This window comes from Micromonospora sp. NPDC048898, assembly GCF_043198035.1.
Classification (GTDB): Bacteria; Actinomycetota; Actinomycetes; order Mycobacteriales; family Micromonosporaceae; genus Micromonospora.
Map to the genome: position 1 here is coordinate 143,555 of NZ_JBICUF010000015.1, position 18,265 is coordinate 161,819.

13 protein-coding genes are annotated in these 18,265 nt (G+C 72.4%); 5 read left to right on the forward strand and 8 right to left on the reverse strand.

Going from position 1 to position 18,265, the window contains the following annotated elements:
* The first annotated feature begins 7 nt into the window (after nucleotides 1-7).
* Nucleotides 8-1,102 carry a LacI family DNA-binding transcriptional regulator gene (locus ACGFIQ_RS29345; RefSeq protein ID WP_393248728.1) on the forward strand — a complete coding sequence of 365 codons (1,095 nt, stop codon included), beginning with the start codon at nucleotides 8-10 and terminating at the stop codon, nucleotides 1,100-1,102.
* A gap of 198 nt (nucleotides 1,103-1,300) precedes the next feature.
* Here the strand turns inward: ACGFIQ_RS29345 and ACGFIQ_RS29350 are convergent, their stop codons facing one another.
* Nucleotides 1,301-1,813: a hypothetical protein gene (locus tag ACGFIQ_RS29350; RefSeq protein ID WP_393248729.1), complete on the reverse strand. Its 513-nt coding sequence runs from the start codon at nucleotides 1,811-1,813 to the stop codon at nucleotides 1,301-1,303.
* A complete protein-coding gene (locus tag ACGFIQ_RS29355; RefSeq protein WP_393248730.1) occupies nucleotides 1,810-3,696 on the reverse strand; it encodes a RyR domain-containing protein in 1,887 nt (628 codons plus the stop codon). The genes ACGFIQ_RS29350 and ACGFIQ_RS29355 overlap by 4 nt, the downstream gene beginning before the upstream one ends.
* Before the next feature lie 339 nt (nucleotides 3,697-4,035).
* Here ACGFIQ_RS29355 and ACGFIQ_RS29360 point away from each other — a divergent pair, with 339 nt between their 5' ends.
* Nucleotides 4,036-6,201 carry a hypothetical protein gene (locus tag ACGFIQ_RS29360; protein ID WP_393248731.1) on the forward strand — a complete coding sequence of 722 codons (2,166 nt, stop codon included), beginning with the start codon at nucleotides 4,036-4,038 and terminating at the stop codon, nucleotides 6,199-6,201.
* Nucleotides 6,202-6,216: 15 nt separating this feature from the next.
* On the opposite strand, the gene ACGFIQ_RS29365 is transcribed toward ACGFIQ_RS29360, so the two are convergent.
* From ACGFIQ_RS29365 to fxsA, 4 genes are all read right to left on the reverse strand, one after another.
* The gene (locus tag ACGFIQ_RS29365; protein ID WP_393248732.1) at nucleotides 6,217-7,359 is read right to left on the reverse strand and encodes a hypothetical protein; all 1,143 of its coding nucleotides are present in this window, start codon (nucleotides 7,357-7,359) and stop codon (nucleotides 6,217-6,219) included.
* 128 nt (nucleotides 7,360-7,487) lie between these two features.
* Nucleotides 7,488-8,489, reverse strand: a complete 1,002-nt coding sequence (locus ACGFIQ_RS29370; RefSeq protein WP_393248733.1) for a hypothetical protein — start codon at nucleotides 8,487-8,489, stop codon at nucleotides 7,488-7,490.
* A gap of 12 nt (nucleotides 8,490-8,501) precedes the next feature.
* A complete protein-coding gene (gene fxsT / locus ACGFIQ_RS29375; RefSeq protein WP_393248734.1) occupies nucleotides 8,502-12,338 on the reverse strand; it encodes an FxSxx-COOH system tetratricopeptide repeat protein in 3,837 nt (1,278 codons plus the stop codon).
* A 59-nt stretch (nucleotides 12,339-12,397) separates the two neighbouring features.
* Entirely contained in the window at nucleotides 12,398-12,580 is a 183-nt protein-coding gene (gene fxsA / locus ACGFIQ_RS29380; protein WP_393248735.1) for an FxSxx-COOH cyclophane-containing RiPP peptide, read from the reverse strand.
* A gap of 359 nt (nucleotides 12,581-12,939) precedes the next feature.
* Here fxsA and ACGFIQ_RS29385 point away from each other — a divergent pair, with 359 nt between their 5' ends.
* The 3 genes from ACGFIQ_RS29385 to ACGFIQ_RS29395 are packed head-to-tail and all read left to right on the forward strand — an operon-like array spanning nucleotide 12,940 to nucleotide 16,193.
* Entirely contained in the window at nucleotides 12,940-14,058 is a 1,119-nt protein-coding gene (locus tag ACGFIQ_RS29385; protein WP_393248736.1) for an FxsB family cyclophane-forming radical SAM/SPASM peptide maturase, read from the forward strand.
* The gene (locus ACGFIQ_RS29390) at nucleotides 14,055-15,386 is read left to right on the forward strand and encodes an HEXXH motif domain-containing protein (RefSeq protein ID WP_393248737.1); all 1,332 of its coding nucleotides are present in this window, start codon (nucleotides 14,055-14,057) and stop codon (nucleotides 15,384-15,386) included. Before ACGFIQ_RS29385 ends, ACGFIQ_RS29390 begins: the two co-directional genes overlap by 4 nt.
* 36 nt (nucleotides 15,387-15,422) lie before the next feature.
* Nucleotides 15,423-16,193 (forward strand): hypothetical protein, encoded by a 771-nt coding sequence (locus tag ACGFIQ_RS29395; RefSeq protein WP_393248738.1) that lies wholly within the window; start codon nucleotides 15,423-15,425, stop codon nucleotides 16,191-16,193.
* Between the two features lie 201 nt (nucleotides 16,194-16,394).
* On the opposite strand, the gene ACGFIQ_RS29400 is transcribed toward ACGFIQ_RS29395, so the two are convergent.
* Nucleotides 16,395-16,700, reverse strand: a complete 306-nt coding sequence (locus ACGFIQ_RS29400; RefSeq protein WP_393248739.1) for a hypothetical protein — start codon at nucleotides 16,698-16,700, stop codon at nucleotides 16,395-16,397.
* Between the two features lie 142 nt (nucleotides 16,701-16,842).
* Nucleotides 16,843-18,264 (reverse strand): dihydrolipoyl dehydrogenase family protein, encoded by a 1,422-nt coding sequence (locus ACGFIQ_RS29405; RefSeq protein WP_393248740.1) that lies wholly within the window; start codon nucleotides 18,262-18,264, stop codon nucleotides 16,843-16,845.
* Between the last annotated feature and the right edge of the window lies 1 nt (nucleotide 18,265).

An 18,265-nucleotide genomic window follows, 5' to 3' on the forward strand; every position in this document is an offset into this window, starting at 1 on the left:
AGGTGCCGTGACGCGACTGGCGAGGCCGGGTGGAAGCCCTCCGACGCCGCGCAGCGTGGACGTCGCGCGGCTGGCCGGCGTCTCCCAGAAGACGGTGTCCAGGGTCCTCAACGACGAGCCGTATGTCTCGGCCGACGTGCGCCGGCGGGTCCTGGACGCCGCCGAGGAGCTCGGCTACCGGCGCAACCAGGCGGCCCGGGCGCTGGCCTCCGGGCGGACCCGGTCGATCGGCGTGGTGACGCTCGGCAGCGCCTTGTACGGGCCGGCGTCGTGGCTCATGGGCGTCGAGCGGGCGGTCCGGGAGGTGGGCTACACGCTGCGGGTGGCCACCACGATCGAGGGCGACCCGGGCGGCATCGCGAGCGCCCTGGCGTCGCTGCTGGACCAGGGCGTGGATGGCGTCGTCATCTCCGAGCCGATCGACGAGGGCGTCGGCCTCATCAGCGTCGACGTGCCGGTCCTGGTCCTCGGCGCGCCGCCCACCTTCGCCGCGCCGCAGGTGCTGACCGCCAGGGTCGGCGCGGGCCGGCTCGCGCGGGCCGTGACCGAGCACCTGCTGGAGTTGGGGCACGCGACAGTCCATCACCTGGCCGGCCCGCAGCGGTGGTATTCGGCACGGGACCGTCTCGCCGGCTGGCGCGAGGCGCTGCGAGCCCACGGCGCGGACGAGCCGCCGGTCGTCGAAGGCGACTGGTCGGCCGCGTCCGGCTACGCGGCGGGCCGGGAACTGGCCGGCGACGGCACCGTGACGGCGGTGTTCGCCGCGAACGACGACATGGCGATCGGTCTCATCCGCGCGCAGTTCGAGGCCGGGCGCAGGGTGCCCGAGGACATCAGCGTCGTCGGGTTCGACGACATCCCGGTCGCCGCCTACGTCACTCCCCCGCTCACCACCGTGCGGCAGCCGTTCGACGAGGTCACGCGGCAGGGCCTCGCGCTGCTGGTACAGGTCATCGAGAAGCCGGACGTCGAGCTTCCACCGGCGGCCGACCAACCGGTCGAGCTCGTCGTCCGCGCCTCGACGGCGCCACCACCGCGCGCCGGCCCCCCTGCCCTTGATGGCATCTCACCATGGCCACATCGTCCGCACAGTTCCCGGTAGGCCGTCGCCGCGGCCGGAGCGGTGTCGTTGAGTGCCGCGCTGGCCGCGTGCGGCGGCAACGGCAGGGAAGCACGGCCCGAAGACCGCCGACGCGCCCAGCGCGAGCGCCGTGTCGGTGGCCTTCACCGCACCCCAGCCCGCAGCCGTGGGGCGCCCCGCGCCGACGGCAGTGCTGACCTGGTCGCGCGGCACGCGTCCTCAGCCAGCGGTGGCGGTCCGCCGGGCGCCCGCTGGCCACACGATGCTGGTCGGGATGTCCCGCTGCCGCGCCCAGCTCACCGTCCGGTCGGTCGCCGCCTCGTGACAGCCGGGCTCCCCGTCCCAGACGGCCACCAACCGGTGCACCCGGCGCAGCAACTCGCGGTTGGCGGCCACGTAGGCCGCCGTGCCGGAGTGCTGGAATCCGGTGTGGACGACCTCGTCCGCCCGGCCGAGCAGGTCGTCGAAGTCCGCGCGGTTGGCCGAGGGGATCACCCGCTCCCGGTAGTCGGGCGCCGGCAGCACCACCTCGTACGTGCCGCCGGTGGCCAGCACCGCCCGCGCGAACGCCTGGTCCGCGCCGACGGCCAGGCAGGTGACACCCCGCACCGGCCGCCCGCTGATCCGGCGCAACTCGGTGCGCAGGGCGTCGTACACGAGCCGTTCGGTGCCGGGGGTCAGGTTGATGTGCCCAGTGACTCCCACCCGGACCGGCCGAGGGTCGAGCGTCATCCGCCGATCCTCTCGCCCGACGCATCACCCGGCGCACGCGGGGCGTCGTCCGGGCCAGCTACCTGCCGCGACGGCGACGGCGGGTCGGCGGGGGCAGCCGGGTCGGGCGGGTCGGCGGTCAGCCGGATCATCTCGAAGCCGGCATCGGACAACACCTCCGGCAGCGCCCGGATCTCGTTCCGGTTCATCTCCTGCACGTCCGGCGCCAGCTCGTCCCACGGCCGCAGCGTGGGATGCCGGCGGCGGGCGTCGTCGCGCGGCTCGCCGTACAGCCAGCCCTCCCCCCGTCGCTCCCGACACCACCGCTCGTGCTCCAACCGGGCCAGCTCGTCGATCCGGTCGTCGATGGCCCGGCTGGCGCCCGGGTCCGCCGTGCCGGCTGTGGTGCCGTGTCGGGGCGCCACCACACAGCCGAGGCTCAACAGCTTCGCCGCGATGTCCTGCACGTGAGCACGGTTGGCCCGGCGCAGCGACTCGGGCAGCCGGGCCCAGTCCACCATCGCGGGGGACGCGCCCAGGCGTACCCCCGCGCGCACCTGCGCCTGGACGTACCTGTCGTGGATCTGCCGGGCCAGCCGTTCGGTGAGGTCCTCGGCGATCAACTGGGCGTCGCAGGCCCGGGTCAGCACCGGGTAGAGCTGAAGCCGCCCGTGCACCTCGTCGAGCAGGTCGTGCCGCCGGTCACCGTGGAACGCGGCGGCGAGAGCCGCCTGCCGGTACACCGGTACGAACACCGTGCTCTCCGCCCGCTGCCAGAGGGCGGGCGTGTCCAACGCCAACTGGAGCCCGGTCCGCTCGTCGTCAGCGCAGACGTAGAGCCGGTCGTAGCCGTGGCGCAGCATCCCCGACCCGACCAGACCGTCGAGGTCCAGGTCGTACGCCCGCACCTGGCACGCGCCGGACAGGAAGGGGTGCCGGGCGCTCGCCAGTTCGAGTTCGGCGGCGGCGTCCGGTGCGACCAGGTCGACGTGCAGCGGTGGCAGGGGCCGACCGGCCGGCGCCTCGGCCTGGCGCAGCTGCCAGTGCCGGGCGCTGGCCACCAGCGCGGCACGACGGAAGCTGCCCCGACCGGCGATGAGGATCCGCACCGGTCGTCGGAGCGCCGAGGGCAGGGGGTGGTGCCGGTGCAGGGCCCGGGCGGCGACGTCGTCGACGTGGAAGTAATCCAGTCGCAGCCGGCTGGAACCAGCGGCACCCAGTCGCCGGGCCTGCAACGACAGGCACATCTCCGGGTCGTGGACCTGCACGTAGACCCGGGCCGGTTGCCGCCGGTCCTGGATGAGGCGGCTCGCGGCGTTGGCGATGGCGTGGTTGCGGTCGTCGTCGTCGGTGCAGGCGTACACGGTGCGGGCGTGCGGGAGGCCGGCGCCGCGCAGCACCTCGGGACTCGTCGGATCCCCGACGACCCCCAGGTAGCGGCGGCGTCGGTACTCCAGTGGCCCGAACGGCTCGGCGCGGACGACGACCACGCGCTCACCCCCGCTGAAGAGCCGGTCGGCGAGCATCTGGGCGAACTGGGAGTCGCCGCAGACCACCGAGTGCCCCCGCGCCCGGCGAGCACGCAGCCGCCGGATCTCGGCGGCCAACAGCAGTCGACTGGCCTCCACCACGGCGAGCAGGGTGAACAGCGGGGCCGCGAACCGGGCGACCTGCAACTGCCACGGGTACGGGCCGGGATCCTGCAACGGCTCGGCGCCCAGCACGAAGAGCTGGATGTCGTAGTAGACCACGTCGTACAGGTCGTGGCCCGCGCCCGGCTCGGCCCGCAACAGTCGGTCGAAGCCGACGTAGCCGAGCACCAGCGCGACCACACCGATCACCGCGAAGACCATTCGCAGTGCCCTCCCGGCCGGGCGGTACGCGCCGGGGACCGGACCCGTCATCGACCAACTCCCTCGTCCGGGGACCGTCGTCGCACCAGTGTCGCCGGACCGACGGCCGATGCCCACCGTCCACGCGCACCTCCGGACCGACTCGTGATCGGGCCAGACCGGGCCACTCCGTATCGTATTCGACGCAGTCGATCCGACCGGACCATCGGCACCCCGGCTGATCGGCCCTTTTTGCTGGTGAACACCGCAGCCCGCAGGTGCGGATCGGTCCACCGGGGTGGCCGCCGAAGGCTACGATTGCTAGACGGGCCGGAGGGGGCGCACGAGCGGGTCGGCCTCCGGTCCCCCGCCACCTGGCGCCCAGGCCGGACCTACCGGAGGATCACGGAGATGGACGCAACCGGAGGTCCACCGGTGGCAGGCCCGGTCAATCCCTTCTCGCCGACGGCCGTGGCCCGGGTGACCGATCAGGGTACGGGCGCGAGCACGGTGGTCACCGCCGCCGTCCGCGACGCGACCGAACAGCTCGACGACTACCTGCGCACCGGTGTCGGCGCGGTGGTCGCCCTCGTCGGTGACTACGGCACCGGCAAGACCCACCTCGCTGTCGAGCTGCTGGCCCACGCCCGGAATGTGACCGGGGCCGCCGGGCAGGCGATCTACCTGGACGCGCCCGGGGACACCTTCCTGTCCCTGCACCGGCGGTTCCTGTCCCGGCTGTCCCGCGACACCGTGCGGGAGCTGCTCACCGGATATCTGCCCGACCCCGCGGGCCCCACCCGCTCGGCGGACGGTCTGGTCGGACGGCTGCGGGCGAGCCTCGCCGAGGTCACCACCAACCCGGCCTTCGGCACCGCCCTGGCGATGTTGCTCGACCCGGACACCGAGGTGGCCGCCTGGGACTGGCTCTCGGGTCACCCCCCGGGCCCCGCGCTGGTCGCCGCCGGGGTGACGGCCAGCGCGGACGTCGAGGCCACCGCCGTCGAGGCGATGGGCGTGCTGGCTCTGCTGCACTGTCGACGACACGATCGTTTCGTACTGGTCCTCGACGAGCTCGACAAGATCCTCACCGCGGGCGGCCGGCCCGGCCCGGAGACGATGGCCCGCCTGCAACGGCTGCTCGGGGTGTTCACCTCCGCCGGGGCCTTCCTGGTGATCGCCGGGTTGCCCGACATGCTGCACCTCCTCAGCACCGACGTACGGCAGCGGATCGGGCCGATCGTGCGGATGTCGGCGCTGACCGGCGAGGACGTCCGCACGTTCATCCGGCAGACCCAGTTGCGCGCGTCCGGCACGGCCCGACTCGCGCCGTTCACAGTGGAGACCACCGAATACCTGGCGAACCTCGCCGACGGGGTGCCCCGGCGGGTGATCCGGCTCTGCTACCACCTCTTCCAGCGCGCCACCCAGGCCGGCACACCTGTCACCCACGTCATGGTCCGCGAGGTGGTCCGGGTCCAGTTCGACCTGGCCAACCGGCAGGACGTCGCCGCCGACGTGCGGCGGGTGCTCACCCAGGACGGCTGGTCGTACCAGCGGGATCACCTGGTCGGATCGATGCGCGACCTGCCTGTCGACTTCTGGATCCCCCTGGAGGAACGCAACGCCGGCTGCTGCGTGCTGCTCAGTGAGTCGGTCCTCAAGGCCGAGGAGGTCGACGACCTCAACCGGCGGGTCGTCGCGATCCGGGCGGCAGTTCCGGACAGCGAGGTGATCCTGGTGGTCGTCGGTCACCTGCCCGCGGAGTTCGCCGCGGAGCTCGCCGGAACGTTCAGCGTCGAGCCGATCGTCCACGACCCGCAGTCGTTCGCCGAGGACCTGTCGGGCAGCGTCAAGGCCCTGATGCGGCGGCTGGAGCAGGCGATCGGGGCGGACGCGCTCACCTCGGTGCGCCAACGCGTCGAACGCATACACCGCCAGCAGAGCAACACCCAACGGTCCATCGAACACCTGTCGTACCAGCTCGACGAGATGCGGGGCGAGTTGCGGCACGATCTCACCGGCCCGGTCGGGCGGCTGGGCGTCGTCCCGGGGCAGCATCCGGCGTCGACGGGGGTGACGTCGCCGCTGCCGGGGCGGGTGGCACGAATGTTCGTCGAGGCCGTCGCCGCACTGGATCAGCTCGCCGGGTTCGAGCGCCGGTTACGCGACGCGTTCGCCCCGCACCGGGTCGCGACCGTCGGCGGCGCCGACGGCGGGCAGGCGCTACGGTCGCTGCTGCGCTCCCGGGACGTCCAACGCGCGGTCGGCACGTCGGTCGTCCTCCGCCGCCTCATCGAAGCGTTCCGCGAGGGGGTCGAGCAGTGGTATGACGGCCACCGCGCGAATCCCCAACCGACTGACCTGGAGCGGCTGGACCTGCTCTGCGAGACGTACGACGGGATCGCCGAGTATCTGCCGCTGTTCCAGTTGGACACCCTCAGTGGGCTGGCTGCCTCCGGCACGGGCGCGGAGGACGGCGGCGACCCGGTCGAACGATCGCGCACCTGGTCACAGGCCCGGTCGGTCTTCGACGGGCTGGGCGGTCGGGTCCGTCAGTTGTTGCTGGCCGGTTGAGCGCGTCGGCCGGGCTCAGCGTTCCGGCTCCAGTGTCCGCGTCGCCGGGCCATCGCGCATCCGGGGCGGCCCGGTCGGGTCGGCGTCCGGCCCGGGTGGGGCGTTGCCGGGGCCGTCGGGGAGGCGCCGGTCCAGCACGGCCGTGGCCAGGGCGTGGGTGATGTTGATGACCACGATGGCCGTCGCCACGATCCCCACCGTTCCGGGGAAGTCCCGTTCGAGGACGAGGGCGAGGATCACCGCTGTGATGCCGTTCTGCTGCCCCCAGGCGAGGTAGCGCCGGTCGGCAGTGGGCAGGCCACGGCTGATCGGCAGCGACACCACCAGTTGCGCCGCCACGGCCGCCAGACCGAGCACCACGCCGGGGACGATGTCGACGCCGTGCACGAGCAGCAGCCCGAGCAGGAACGTGGCGACCAGGTACGCCGCCTGGGTGGAGCGGCCGACGACGGGGCCCAGCCGGGGACGGAAGAAGAGCCCGGCCAGCGCGACGCCGAGCATGAGGAACTGCCAGGCGGCGAAGAGGACCAGCGCGATCAGCAGCGCCACGGCCAGCCAGTTGAGCGCCGTACGGACCCGGGGGCGGGGGGCGTCGTCACGTAGGCCGGCGGCGCGGAGCAACCGCCACAGCAGCCAGGCGCCCACGGCGAAGGCCACGTTGGCGAGCAGGTCGAGCAGCAGGTCCAGCGGCCGGTCGCTGATCGCGCCGGCGAGCGCGCCGCCGCCACCTCCGCTGAGGTCCAGGGCGAGCGCGGAGACGTAGACGGTGAGCAGCACTGTGATCGGGTCGTCGAAGGACGCCCAGATGGACAGGATGGAGCGCGCTCGGGCGGACGTGCGGTCGGGGCGGCTCATCGCGGCCACCGCGAGCGGGTCGATCTGGGCGACGGCGACGCCGAGGACCAGGAACGCGGGGTCGCCGAAGACCAGCATCATGACCGCGGCGATGAGCGCGGCCTTGGCGACCACGCCGACGGTGACGGCCAGCAGTACGGTGCCCAGGTGGGCGCGGACCTCGGCGAGGCTGATGTCCCGGGTGCTGCCGACCAGGCCGACCGCCAACAGGACCGAGGCGAGCATGAGGTACCCAGGGCCGCCTTCGAGCCCGCCCACGTCGCCGGCCCAGGCCACGAGCAACCCGGCCAGGGCGGCGAGCACGGGCGCTGCTCTCCTCAGTCCGGTCACGGCCACCCAACCGACACGTCGAACCCCCGTTGATTCGACATGAGGATATCGGCGCTGGGCAATCACCTCAATCACCGAACCACGGGGACTGGCGGCAGAGTTCAGGCCGGCCGCGCGAGCCGTCGGGCCGCCGCCGCCATCTCCTGGTCGGCGACGGCGACCCGGTCCTGGTCCAGGGTGACGCCCACCAGGTAGTCGTCAGCGGAGAGCCGGTAGTGGTAGACGGCGCCCATCTCCACGTCGAGCACCAACCGGGTGACGTCCCCGGTGACGGCCCGGCGCAGGTCCCGGCTCACCTGCAGGGCCAGCAACGACAGGTCCCCGGCGAGGCGCTGGTAGCGGTCGCGCCGATCCGCCACTGTGACTCCCCGGTTGAAGAACGTGTCCAGGTCGGGGTGGCCGAGAATGTCGACGGCCCACGCCTGCTCACCCGCCCGGTGGTGGCTCAGGTAGTGCAGGCACTCAGGGCGCAGCGCCGCCATGGACGCTTCGTCGGGCGTGGACGACCCGGTCAGGTGCGGCTGGAAGCCGTCGGTCGGCGCGCTTGTCGGTGGCGGCTCGTCGCCCACCTCACCTTCCCAGCCGCCCGGGTTCTGCGACCGCTGCCGCAGCAGCCGGCGCAGGTCGGTCGCGGCGTGCGCGGCGGCCCGGTCGACGACGCTGACCCGAGCAGGGTCGGCCACCGACGCGGTGTCCGTTCCGGGCACGGCGGCGAAGCCGACCACGTGCTCGTTGCCGACCACCGAGTTGCAGAAGACGAGACCCGCGCGGGTCTGCACGACAGTGCGGATCAGCGCCCCGCTGTGCAACTCGCCCAGCCGACGGTTCAGCTCGCTGACCCGGTACACCAGTTGGGCGCCGACGCGGCGGTACACCTCGCGCCGCTCCTGCGGGGTGGTCTCGTCGCCGGGTACCGGGGTGGATGGGTGGGCGAGCAGGTCCAGCGCGAAGTCGAGCACCCCGGTGGTGTAGTGGGCCACGTGGTAGACGCCGCCGTCAGCGAGCAGCAACCCCCGACAGAGGTCACGCTTCTTCAGGAAACCCGGGACGTCCTGCTCGGCCGTCTCCTCGATCAGGACGTCGTGCAGTTCCGGATCGGTCACCAGGTCACTCCCTCAACTCTGCGGCACATCGATGTCGGTCTCGGTCAGGGCGGCAGCACCACCGGGATTGCCGTCGCGCAGCGCGCGGACCGCCATGAGGTTCGCGGCGGCGTCCCGGGTCACCGGATGACCGCGGCCGAGGTAGTTCAGGGCGGTCGCGTGCGCCTCCTCCTGCGTCGACAGCGCGCTGCCCAGGTCGCCGCTGGCGGCCAGGTGCCCGGCCTGGGCGGTGCTCGCCGCCAGGGTCCACGGGTGCGCGTCGCCAAGCTTGGCGCGCAGCGACCGCAGACCGCGCTCGCCATACCAGACGGCCTGGTCGGACTCCCCCAGACCGCGCTGGAACAGACCCAGATTGACCGAGCAGACAGCGGTGAAGGGGTGTCCCGCCGCCAGCTTCCGCTCGTAGCCACGCAGGCAGCGCATGGCGCTCTTCACGGCGATCCCGGCGTCGCCGGCCCGGTAGTAGTCGGCTGCCAGGCTGAGCAGGCTGCCCCGGGTGAGGGGGTGATCCTCGCCGAGGTTCTTGACATAGCCGCTGTACGTCTCGGCGCTGCGCTTCTTGGCCGGAATGACCAGACCGAGGCGGCGTTCGGTGACGGCGAGGCTGCGGTGCACCCGCAACTCGTCGAGGAGGCTGCCGCTGGGCAACTCGTGGATGCGTGCCAAGGCCTCCCTGAGGGTGGCCAGTGACAGCTCGTACTCGCCGACCTCCCGCTCGCACGTGCCGACCTGGCACGACGCCCGCCAGGTCCGCGGGTCCTCCGGGCCGAACAGCAACATCCGGCGGTCCCGTTCCTGGCGAGCCAGCCGCAAGGCCTCCGGGGCGTCACCGGTGAGCAGGAACGAGATGCCGAGGTTGTTCACCGCCATCCGGGTGCTCGGGTGGTCGTCGCCGACGATCTCGCGGAAACCCTTGAAGGTGGCCTGGTCCTCGACCAGGGCGTCCTCGAAGCGGCCCAGACCGCGCAGGTCACCACCTCGACCGCGACCGGCGACGAGGGTGTGGACGTGGCGCAGCCCGTAGCGGCGGCGCTGCTCGCCGAGGACCCGTTCGTCAAGGCGCAGCGCCTCCTGGTGGTTGCCCAGTGCCCGATGCAGATTCGCCGTCTGGACGAACAGCCGCATGGTCAGCTGGTCGAGCTCGTCGCCGCCGTCCCACTGGTCGCAGGCCGCCGAGGCCAGCAGCAACGCGGAACGCCAGGCATCACTGTCGTTGGACAGGTACAGGTGGCGCACCTGCTTGACGACCCAGTGCCGGACCTGCCGGTCGTCGGAGTCCAGCGCCCCGGTGGGGACGAGGTGCTGTTGCAGCTCGTCGAAGACGTCGGCGTAGCGGCGACCGTCGGCCTCCGGGTCGGTCGGGGCGTAGCCGGCGAGGCCCTGGAGGACCTGCCGGTGCCGCTCAGAGCGCTGCGGCTCGGGGATGGCCTCGCGAAGCAGCACCTGGATGGCGCGGTGCATCCGCAGCGCCGACCCGTTCCCCCAGTCGACGTCGTAGAGCGCGAAGCGGGCGCCGACGGTGAGGACGAGGTCCACCTCGTCGGCGTCGAGCAGCAACTCGTCCACGTCGGTGCCGGACGCGGCGGCGAGCTGGGTCAGCATCGAGGTGGACCGCAGCAGCGGCAGCCCGATGCCCTCCGGGGAGAGGAAGGCGCTCAGCTCGGCCAACCGGATGGCCAGTTCCCCGAAGGGGGTTGCGCGCAGCGCCTCCAGCGTGACCCGCAGGACCCGTGCGACGCTCGAGGTGTGCGATCCGGGGATGTGTTCGCCGGTATCCTCGTCGGACTGCCCGTCCAGCGCGACCAGCAACTCCCGGACGCCCTGACCCACCGCCTCCAGGCTGGGCACCCCGGCGCGTTCCAATCCCAGGGCACGTTGCCGCATCCAGGCGGTCGCCAGACGCAGGGCCAGCGGCAGGTGCTCCAGCGCCACAGCGATCGCCCGGGCGTCCTCGGTGCTGATGCCGAGCACCCGGCGCAGCATCGCGACGCTCTCGTCGCCGGTCAGCGCGGCGACCTCCAGTGGAGAGGGCAACCCGGAGGAACCGTCGTCCCGCGAGGTGATCAGGACGTGACCGACACCGTCTCGCGGCCGGAGGCCGGTCAGCACGTCGGCGTCGTCGGCGTTGTCATAGATCAGCAACCAGCGTTGGAACGCGCCGTCGGCAGCGGAGAGCGCCTTCAGTGCGGCCTCGGCCGCACCGGTGCTGTCCACCGCCTTGATCTCGTTGGCGAGCGCACCGAGCCCGGTCTGCACGGTCTCCCGGTCCTGGGCGGGGATCCACCAGACCACGTCGTAGTCGTAGGCGAACCGGTGGGCGAACTCCCGGGCCAGCTCGCTCTTGCCGACTCCCGCCCCACCAGTGAGTGTCACCGGGCCGTCCTCGCTGGTGAGGTGGTCGCGCAGCCGCTCAAGATAGTCGTCGCGGCCGACGAACGACGGGTTGCGGGGAGGCACGTTGAACCGCACCCGACGGTCCGGGTCCGCCGGGAAGCGTGGCACGTTGCGCAGGTCGCCGGACGGTTGCGCGGGGGCGATCAGACCGAGTTGGCTCAGCAGCAACGACTGCGCCCGGACGGCGTCGGCCGTGCGCAGGTCGACGACCCGTTCGGGCCCGAACGGCTCCCGCCACGCCTCCCCGGTCACCAGCACGCCGAGGACCTCCTCCGACCCGCCGGCCAGGTCCGGGCGCAGCCCGGCCAGGGCCGTCCCGGCGGTCTCGGCGAGATCCGGCGAGAGAACCGCCAGCACCGTGCCGTGCGGCGCGACGTCGAGCTGCGCGCCGGGGCGCACCGCCCGCAGGTGGGGCCGGACCCCGGCGCGGCGCAGTTGCCCGCCGATCCAGTCCGCCCAGGGCCGGTCGACCGGGTCGTACGCCACGGCGATGTCGCCGAGATTCTCCGCCGGGTCCAGCAGCACAGCGTGCCGGTAACGTCGGCGGATCCGCTCCGCGACGGGCGCCGCCCGGGTGACCTCGCCCCCGCTGATCCACTCCGTGATCCGCTCGTACGCGGTCAACGGGCTGTTGGCGTCGTCCGGGTCGTCGCCGAGCACGGACAGCACGTCGTCGAAGGTGTCGTAGTTGTGCGCCGGCACCTCCACGATTCCCGCTGCGGCGGGGCCGAGGGCGTCACCCGGCGGCTTCTCCAACAGCCAACCGAATGCCTGCCGGACGTAGTCACGGGAACCACCGTGCCCGGCGTCGGGACCCTCGTGCAGGGTCGGCGCGGCGAGCACCCGGATCCCGCCGGCGGCCCGCTGCTGCAGCTCCTTGGCGAGCCCGGCGGCGTGTTGCACTGACAGTCGGCGGGGTGGCATGCAGACCACGGCGACGTCGCTGAGCACCGCGCAGTGCGTGATTCCCGGTGCGCTCAGGTCTACCGGGGCGTCGATGAGGACGTAGTCGTAGTCGGCCTGCTGGAGCAGCTGCCGGATGCGGGCGGCATCCCCGGTGGGTAGCCCGTCGGTGGTGGCGCCGAGCCCCACCATGCTGAACGTCGCGGTCGAGCCGGACACCGCGTACCGGTAGAGGGTGCCCTGCTCGGGCGCGGCCGGCGCGATCACCGTCGAGGGTGGCACCAGCGGCACGTCCGGTGCGGGGGTGAGTGCGGTGGCAAGGTCCTCGCCCAGTTCCCGGGCCGCCGAGACGGCGTCCACCTGCACCGGGCGCAGGAAGTCGTAGACCCGGGGGGTCTTCGGGCACCAGTCGACGGCGAGCACCTTCTTGCCGTTGCCGGCGAGGATCCAGGCGACGTTGGCCACCGCGCTGCTACGGCCGGTGTCGTCGGCGGGTGACACGAACGAGACGATCGTGGCGACACGCGGCGTCTCGTTACTACTGATCTTCATCGGTCTCCCCCGGCCCGGGCGGTGGTGCGGGCTGCTGCGTCATCGCGGCACCCGTGGGGTCAGTCGTCGCCATCGAGGGCGCTTTCGAAGCCTGCGTACTGTTCGTCGGCGGCGGCGGTGCGGCGGTCGAGTCGTGCCAGTGCGGCCACGAGCACACCACCCGGGATCGCGTCGAGCTCGGCGAGGTCCATGTCGGTCAGGTCGATCAACTCGGAACGGAGGTCGTCCTCTTCGGTGTCCATCACCGACCACCGCCTGTCTCCGTGTCGTGCCGCGCCCGGTCGGCCCCACCGCCGGGCCAGACATTGACCGGTCGCCAGCTCCGCTGAGTGTGCTCATGATAACCGTGCGCCGCCTCGACGGCCGACACCCGGACGGCGGCCGGACCAGGTAGGACGGGTCCGTCCCGACGCCGGCCGGTCATTCGCCGCACCCGGAACGCCATCTGTCGATGTATGCTCCACTCTGGAAGGTGGCCCGACCGGCGACCGACAGGACGGCGGAGCGTCTGATGCCCGGACCCGTTGGTGGTCACCGGCCGTCACCCGGCACGGTGGTCCTCCCCGCGCCAGTACGGCGTCCGTCTCCTTTCCGACAGTTCGTGGTGAAGCTGCACAGCCGCTGCGACCTGGCCTGCGACTACTGCTACGTGTACACCATGGCTGACCAGCGCTGGCGATCCCGACCCCGGACGATGTCGGCGGCGACACTGGCCCGCACCGGTGAGCGGATCGGCGAACACGCCCGCCGACACCGGCTGGGCGGGGTGAGCGTCGTGCTGCACGGCGGCGAGCCGCTGCTGGCCGGGGTTGCCGGTGTCGAGCGGGCCGTCGAGCTGCTGCGGCGCGGTGCCGCCCCGGTGCCCGCGCGGATGACGGTGCAGACCAACGGCGTCCGCCTGGACGGCCCCTTCCTGCGTCTGTTCGACCGGCTCGACGTGGGGATCAGCGTCAGCCTCGACGGGGACCGCGCGGCGCACGACAGGCACCGGCGAGGGTCGGACGGTCGGGGCAGCCACGACCGGGTCGAGGCTGCACTGCACCAGTTGACCGGATCGTACCGGCGGCTGTTCAACGGTCTGCTGTGCACCGTGGACCTGCGCAACGACCCGGTCACCACCTACCGCAGCCTGCTGGCCCACAGTCCCCCGACGATAGACTTCCTGCTGCCGCACGGCACCTGGTCGTCGCCGCCCGCGGGCCGCCCCGCCGACCCACGGCAGGCCCCGTACGCGGACTGGCTGACCGCCGTCTTCGACGAGTGGTACGCCGACGACAGTCGACGGACCCGGGTCCGCCTCTTCGACGAGATCATCCAGCTGTTGCTGGGCGGCTCCTCCCGGCTCGCCGGGGTGGGGGTCAGCCCGGTCGCCGTGACGGTGGTGGAGACCGACGGGGCGATCGAGATGGACGACACTCTCGGCGCCGCCCACGCCAGTGCCGGCAGCACCGGCCTGCACGTCGACCGGGACACCTTCGACGCCGCGCTCGACCAGCCCGGCGTGCGGGCCCAGCAGTCCGGGGCAGCCGGGCTCTGCGCCCAGTGCCGCGCCTGCGAGCTGCACCAGGTCTGCGGCGGCGGCCTCTACACACACCGGTGGCACGCCGGCCGCGGCTTCGACAACCCGTCGGTCTACTGCGCCGACCTGTACCAGCTCATCGCTCACATCCGCAGCACCCTGCGGCGGGACGTGACAGCACTGCGGGAGGCGCACCGGTGACGACAGCCGGGCACCGGCTACCCCGAGCCGTTCTCGACGGGCTCGCCACCGGCGGAGGCGGCCCGACCGCCCTCGAACTGTTGCGTTCCGCCCAGCACAGCAAGAACCTGCTGATGGTCCGGGCACTGGTCGTCCTCACCCATCGGGTGGACCACCCGGACCGGGCTGCGGTCGAGGCGGCGTACCGCGTGGTGGGTGGCCTGGAGCAGGGCCAGCGCCAGGCGGCGTGGGGTCATCCCCCGGTGGCCGCCTGGGCCTTCGGCACCGCGGCACTGCTGCGCCGGGGTGACGAGCGCGCGGCGGCGTACCCCGGTCTGCTCGCGGCGGTCGCCGCCGCCGCGGTGGTGCGGGCCCGCGCGGACGCCGACCTGGACGTGCCGCTCGACCCGACCACACCGGGCCGGCTGGACCTGCCCGGCCTCGGCACCCTCCGGGTCGACCCCGCTGCCACCCGAGCCCGCGTGCGCTGCGCGGGTGGGCGGGCCGAGGTGCGCTGCGCCGGGCAGCGGACCGAGATCGGGTACGACCACCCGCCCGACCACCGCTGGCGGCCGGTCCCCGAGCTGCGTGCCACCCACGGCGGGCTGGCGCTGCGACTGCTGCTGGACACCGGCACCTGGCGGCACGTGCCGATGGCAGCCGAGGCCCACGCTCACCCGATCGCCGGTTCGGTACGCGACCCCGGCCGGTGGCAGCACCGGCTGCGCGGGGCGTGGCGCCTGCTCACCGACGAGCACCGGGAGGTCGCCGAGGAGGTGGCGGTGGCGCTACGCGCGCTGGTGCCCCTCGACCCGCCGCGGTCCGGGGTCCGCAGCGGCACGTTCCACCACGGGTTCGGCGCGGTGGCGATGTCCCTGCCGCCGGATGCCCGCTCGGCGGCGGTCACCCTCGCCCACGAGATCCAACACCTCAAGCTGGCCGCGCTGGCCGACCTGTTCCCCCTGGTGGAGCCCGGTCCGGATGAGTCGTTCTACGCGCCGTGGCGACCCGACCCCCGCCCCCTGGAGGGCCTGCTGCACGGCGCGTACGCCCACCTGGGGGTTGCCGGCTTCTGGCGACGGCAACGGTTCGTCGAGCGGGACCGGGCGGCCCGGCACCACGCCGAGGTCGAGTTCGTCCGCTGGACCCGGGCGGCCAGGCAAACCGTGCGGGTGCTGGCCGCGCAGCCACGCCTGACCCCGGTCGGCCGGCGCCTGGTCGACGGCATGGCACCGGTCCTCGACAGGTGGGCCTCGGAACGGGTGACTCCCAACGCGGTGGACGACGCCGGACGGCTACTCGCCGCGCACCAAGCCCACTGGGAGCGGGCCGAGGCGCGACGGGGGTGACAGCGAGGCTTGCCGATCTCCTCTACGCTGTGCCGCATGGGGGACGCTAACGGGCAGCCCAGCCGACGTGAGTGCTTCGTCATCGCTCCGATCGGCCAGGAGGGCTCCGAGATCCGCCGACGCAGCGACCAGATCCTCAAACACGTCATCCGCCCGGTCGTCGAGGCGCGGGGTTACCAGGCGATCCGGGGTGACGAGATCGAACGCGCCGGCCTGATCACCTCGCAGGTGCTCGACCGGATCATCCAGAACGACCTGGTCATCGCCGACCTCACCGACCAGAACGCCAACGTCTTCTACGAACTGGCGGTGCGGCACGCGCTCCGCAAACCCTTCGTCCAGCTGATGGCGAAGGACCAGCAGCTCCCCTTCGACGTGCAGGGGATGCGGACGATCCTGGTCGACCACACCGACCTGGACAGTGTGCACTCGGCCAAGGAACAGTTGGGCCGCGCCATCGACTCGATCACTACCGACGCCGACATCGTCACCCCGATGTCGGTGGCGCTCACCCTGCAGGACCTGCGCGGCTCGTCGAGCCCGCACGAAACCGGTCTCTCGCAGGTCATCGAGACACTGCCGCAGATGATGGACATCCTCCAGGACCTGCAACGGCAGGTCGGCGGCACCGGCCCCGTCGAACCCTCCGAGGCGGACGACCACCGGCGGCTGCGCAGCCTCATCGTGTCGCTGACCGACCGGGGCGCGGTGACCGAGCAGGACCTGGCCAGCCTGGCCGGCGGCGCCAGCAGCAAGTTCGACAAGTGGGTGCAGCACCTCATCCAGCGCTCGGGCGGGGCTGGCTGAGCGGGCGCCGGACGCCGCCCGAGCGCGGGATCTACGACGCGACGGGGGGCGACAACCTGGACGGAGCACGCTCCAACCCGGAAAATCCGAGCCACGAGGTCGGTCAGCCCAGGGTGGTGGAGCGCGCCGGCGGCCGACGTCGGCTGAGGAACCCCGGGCGTAGGGCGTCGTTTCTGCCTACGCCCGGGGAACTCGTAATACTCAAACCTGCTCGATGTCCGAGAACAGCCCCTTGAACGTGACCTGCGTCCCGACGAGGGTGCCGAAGACATCAGCGGCAACGCTTGTCGCGACCGCTGCGGAGGCATCTTCGTAGCTGTCGAAGTAAAGGTCGAGCGTCCGGTACGCGGGGGTAGCGGTGCCATCCTCCTTCGGCCACACTTTCGCGGACTCGAGTCGCCGCAGCTTCGGGAACTTCGCTGCGGCAGCCTTCACGTCCGCGTAGGCCCGCTCGAAGTCGTCGGGGCTCGCAGGGTTATCGATGACGATAGTGATCTTGGTGGGCAAGGGACTCTCCTCGAAGTGCAAAGATGTTCGTTCTATTTTCGGACGAAGCCAACGCCGCAACGGGATTCGTCCCCGATTCACGGTGTGGACGGCGAGCCTCGTCCCGGCGCGAACAGCGCCGGGACGAGCGCCGGGTTCACCGTCAGCGGCCGTAGGTCTCCAACAGCCGCAGCCACACCTCACTGACGGTCGGGTAGGCCGGAACCGCGTGCCACAACCGGTCCAGCGGGACCTCGCCGACGATGGCGATGGTCGCGGCATGGATGAGTTCCGCGACGTCCGGGCCGGCGAGGGTGAAGCCGACGATCACCTTTCGGTCCTCGTCGACGACCATGCGGGCGTGTCCCCGGTAGCCATCGGCGTGCAGGGAGGATCCGGCGACGGCCCCGAGGTCGTAGTCCACGACCCGGATCCGTAGCCCCGCTGCCTCGGCCGCAGCGGCGGTCAGGCCCACCGACGCGATCTCCGGGTCGGTGAAGACCACCTGCGGCACCGCACGTTCGTCGGCCGTCGCCACGTGCCGGCCCCACCGGCCGTCCTCGACCTTCTCGCCCTTCGCCCGGGCCACGATCACGTCGCCCACAGCCCGCGCCTGGTACTTGCCCTGATGGGTCAGCAGCACCCGCCGGTTCACATCGCCGGCGGCGTACAACCACTCCCCGCCGCCGACGACCCGCAGCGTGTCGTCGACCGCCAGCCAGGCACCCGGCACCAGCCCGATGCTGTCCAGTCCGATGTCCCGGGTGTTCGGGGTGCGACCGATCGCCACCAGCACCTCGTCGGCTTCAACCTGCTCGCCGTCAGCCGTATCGATATGGACGGTTGCGCTGTCGTCGCGGCTGACGGAGACGGCCTCCGCGCCGAGGCGTACCGAGACACCGGCCTCGCGCAACGACTCCGTGACCAACTCCCCCGCGAACGGCTCTGCCGACGGCAGCACACCGTCGCGGGCCAGCACCGTCACCGCGGACCCCAGAGCGGCGAACGCGGTCGCCATCTCGGCCGCCACCACGCCACCGCCGATGATGGCGAGCCGACGGGGAACCGAACTGGCCGAAGCCGCCTCGCGGCTGGACCACGGCACCGACTCCCGCAGCCCCGGGATATCCGGCAGCAGGGCGCTGCTTCCGGTCGCAACGACCACCGCGTGCCGCGCGGTCAGCGTCGTGGTGACACCGTCGACGCCGGTCACCTCGACGACCCGGGCGGACCTGATCCGCCCCTGACCGCGGTGCAGCGCGATGCCCGCCGACTCGAGCCAGGACACCTGCCCGTCGTCCTGCCAATGCGACGCGAAGGAGTCCCGCCGGCCAAGCACCGCCGCGACGTCCAGGTCGCCCGTCACCGCCTCCCGCGCACCCGGCAGATGACGAGCCGCCCGCAACGCCGACGCGCTGCGCAGCAACGCCTTGGTCGGCATGCACGCCCAGTACGAGCACTCACCACCGACCAACTCCCGCTCAACGATCGCGGCGGTCAGCCCGCCCTGCACGACCCGATCGGCCACGTTCTCACCGACCGGACCGGCACCAATCACGACGACGTCGTACTCGGTTGTGGTCATG

What these genes read in the sequence shown, in the direction of transcription:
- fxsA (WP_393248735.1), bottom strand. Translation starts at nt 12,580, where the DNA reads ATGGACACCGAAGAGGACGACCTCCGTTCCGAGTTGATCGACCTGACC.
- ACGFIQ_RS29355 (WP_393248730.1), bottom strand. Translation starts at nt 3,696, where the DNA reads ATGACGGGTCCGGTCCCCGGCGCGTACCGCCCGGCCGGGAGGGCACTG.
- ACGFIQ_RS29350 (WP_393248729.1), bottom strand. Translation starts at nt 1,813, where the DNA reads ATGACGCTCGACCCTCGGCCGGTCCGGGTGGGAGTCACTGGGCACATC.
- fxsT (WP_393248734.1), bottom strand. Translation starts at nt 12,338, where the DNA reads ATGAAGATCAGTAGTAACGAGACGCCGCGTGTCGCCACGATCGTCTCG.
- ACGFIQ_RS29405 (WP_393248740.1), bottom strand. Translation starts at nt 18,264, where the DNA reads ATGACCACAACCGAGTACGACGTCGTCGTGATTGGTGCCGGTCCGGTC.
- ACGFIQ_RS29395 (WP_393248738.1), top strand. Translation starts at nt 15,423, where the DNA reads ATGGGGGACGCTAACGGGCAGCCCAGCCGACGTGAGTGCTTCGTCATC.
- ACGFIQ_RS29360 (WP_393248731.1), top strand. Translation starts at nt 4,036, where the DNA reads ATGGACGCAACCGGAGGTCCACCGGTGGCAGGCCCGGTCAATCCCTTC.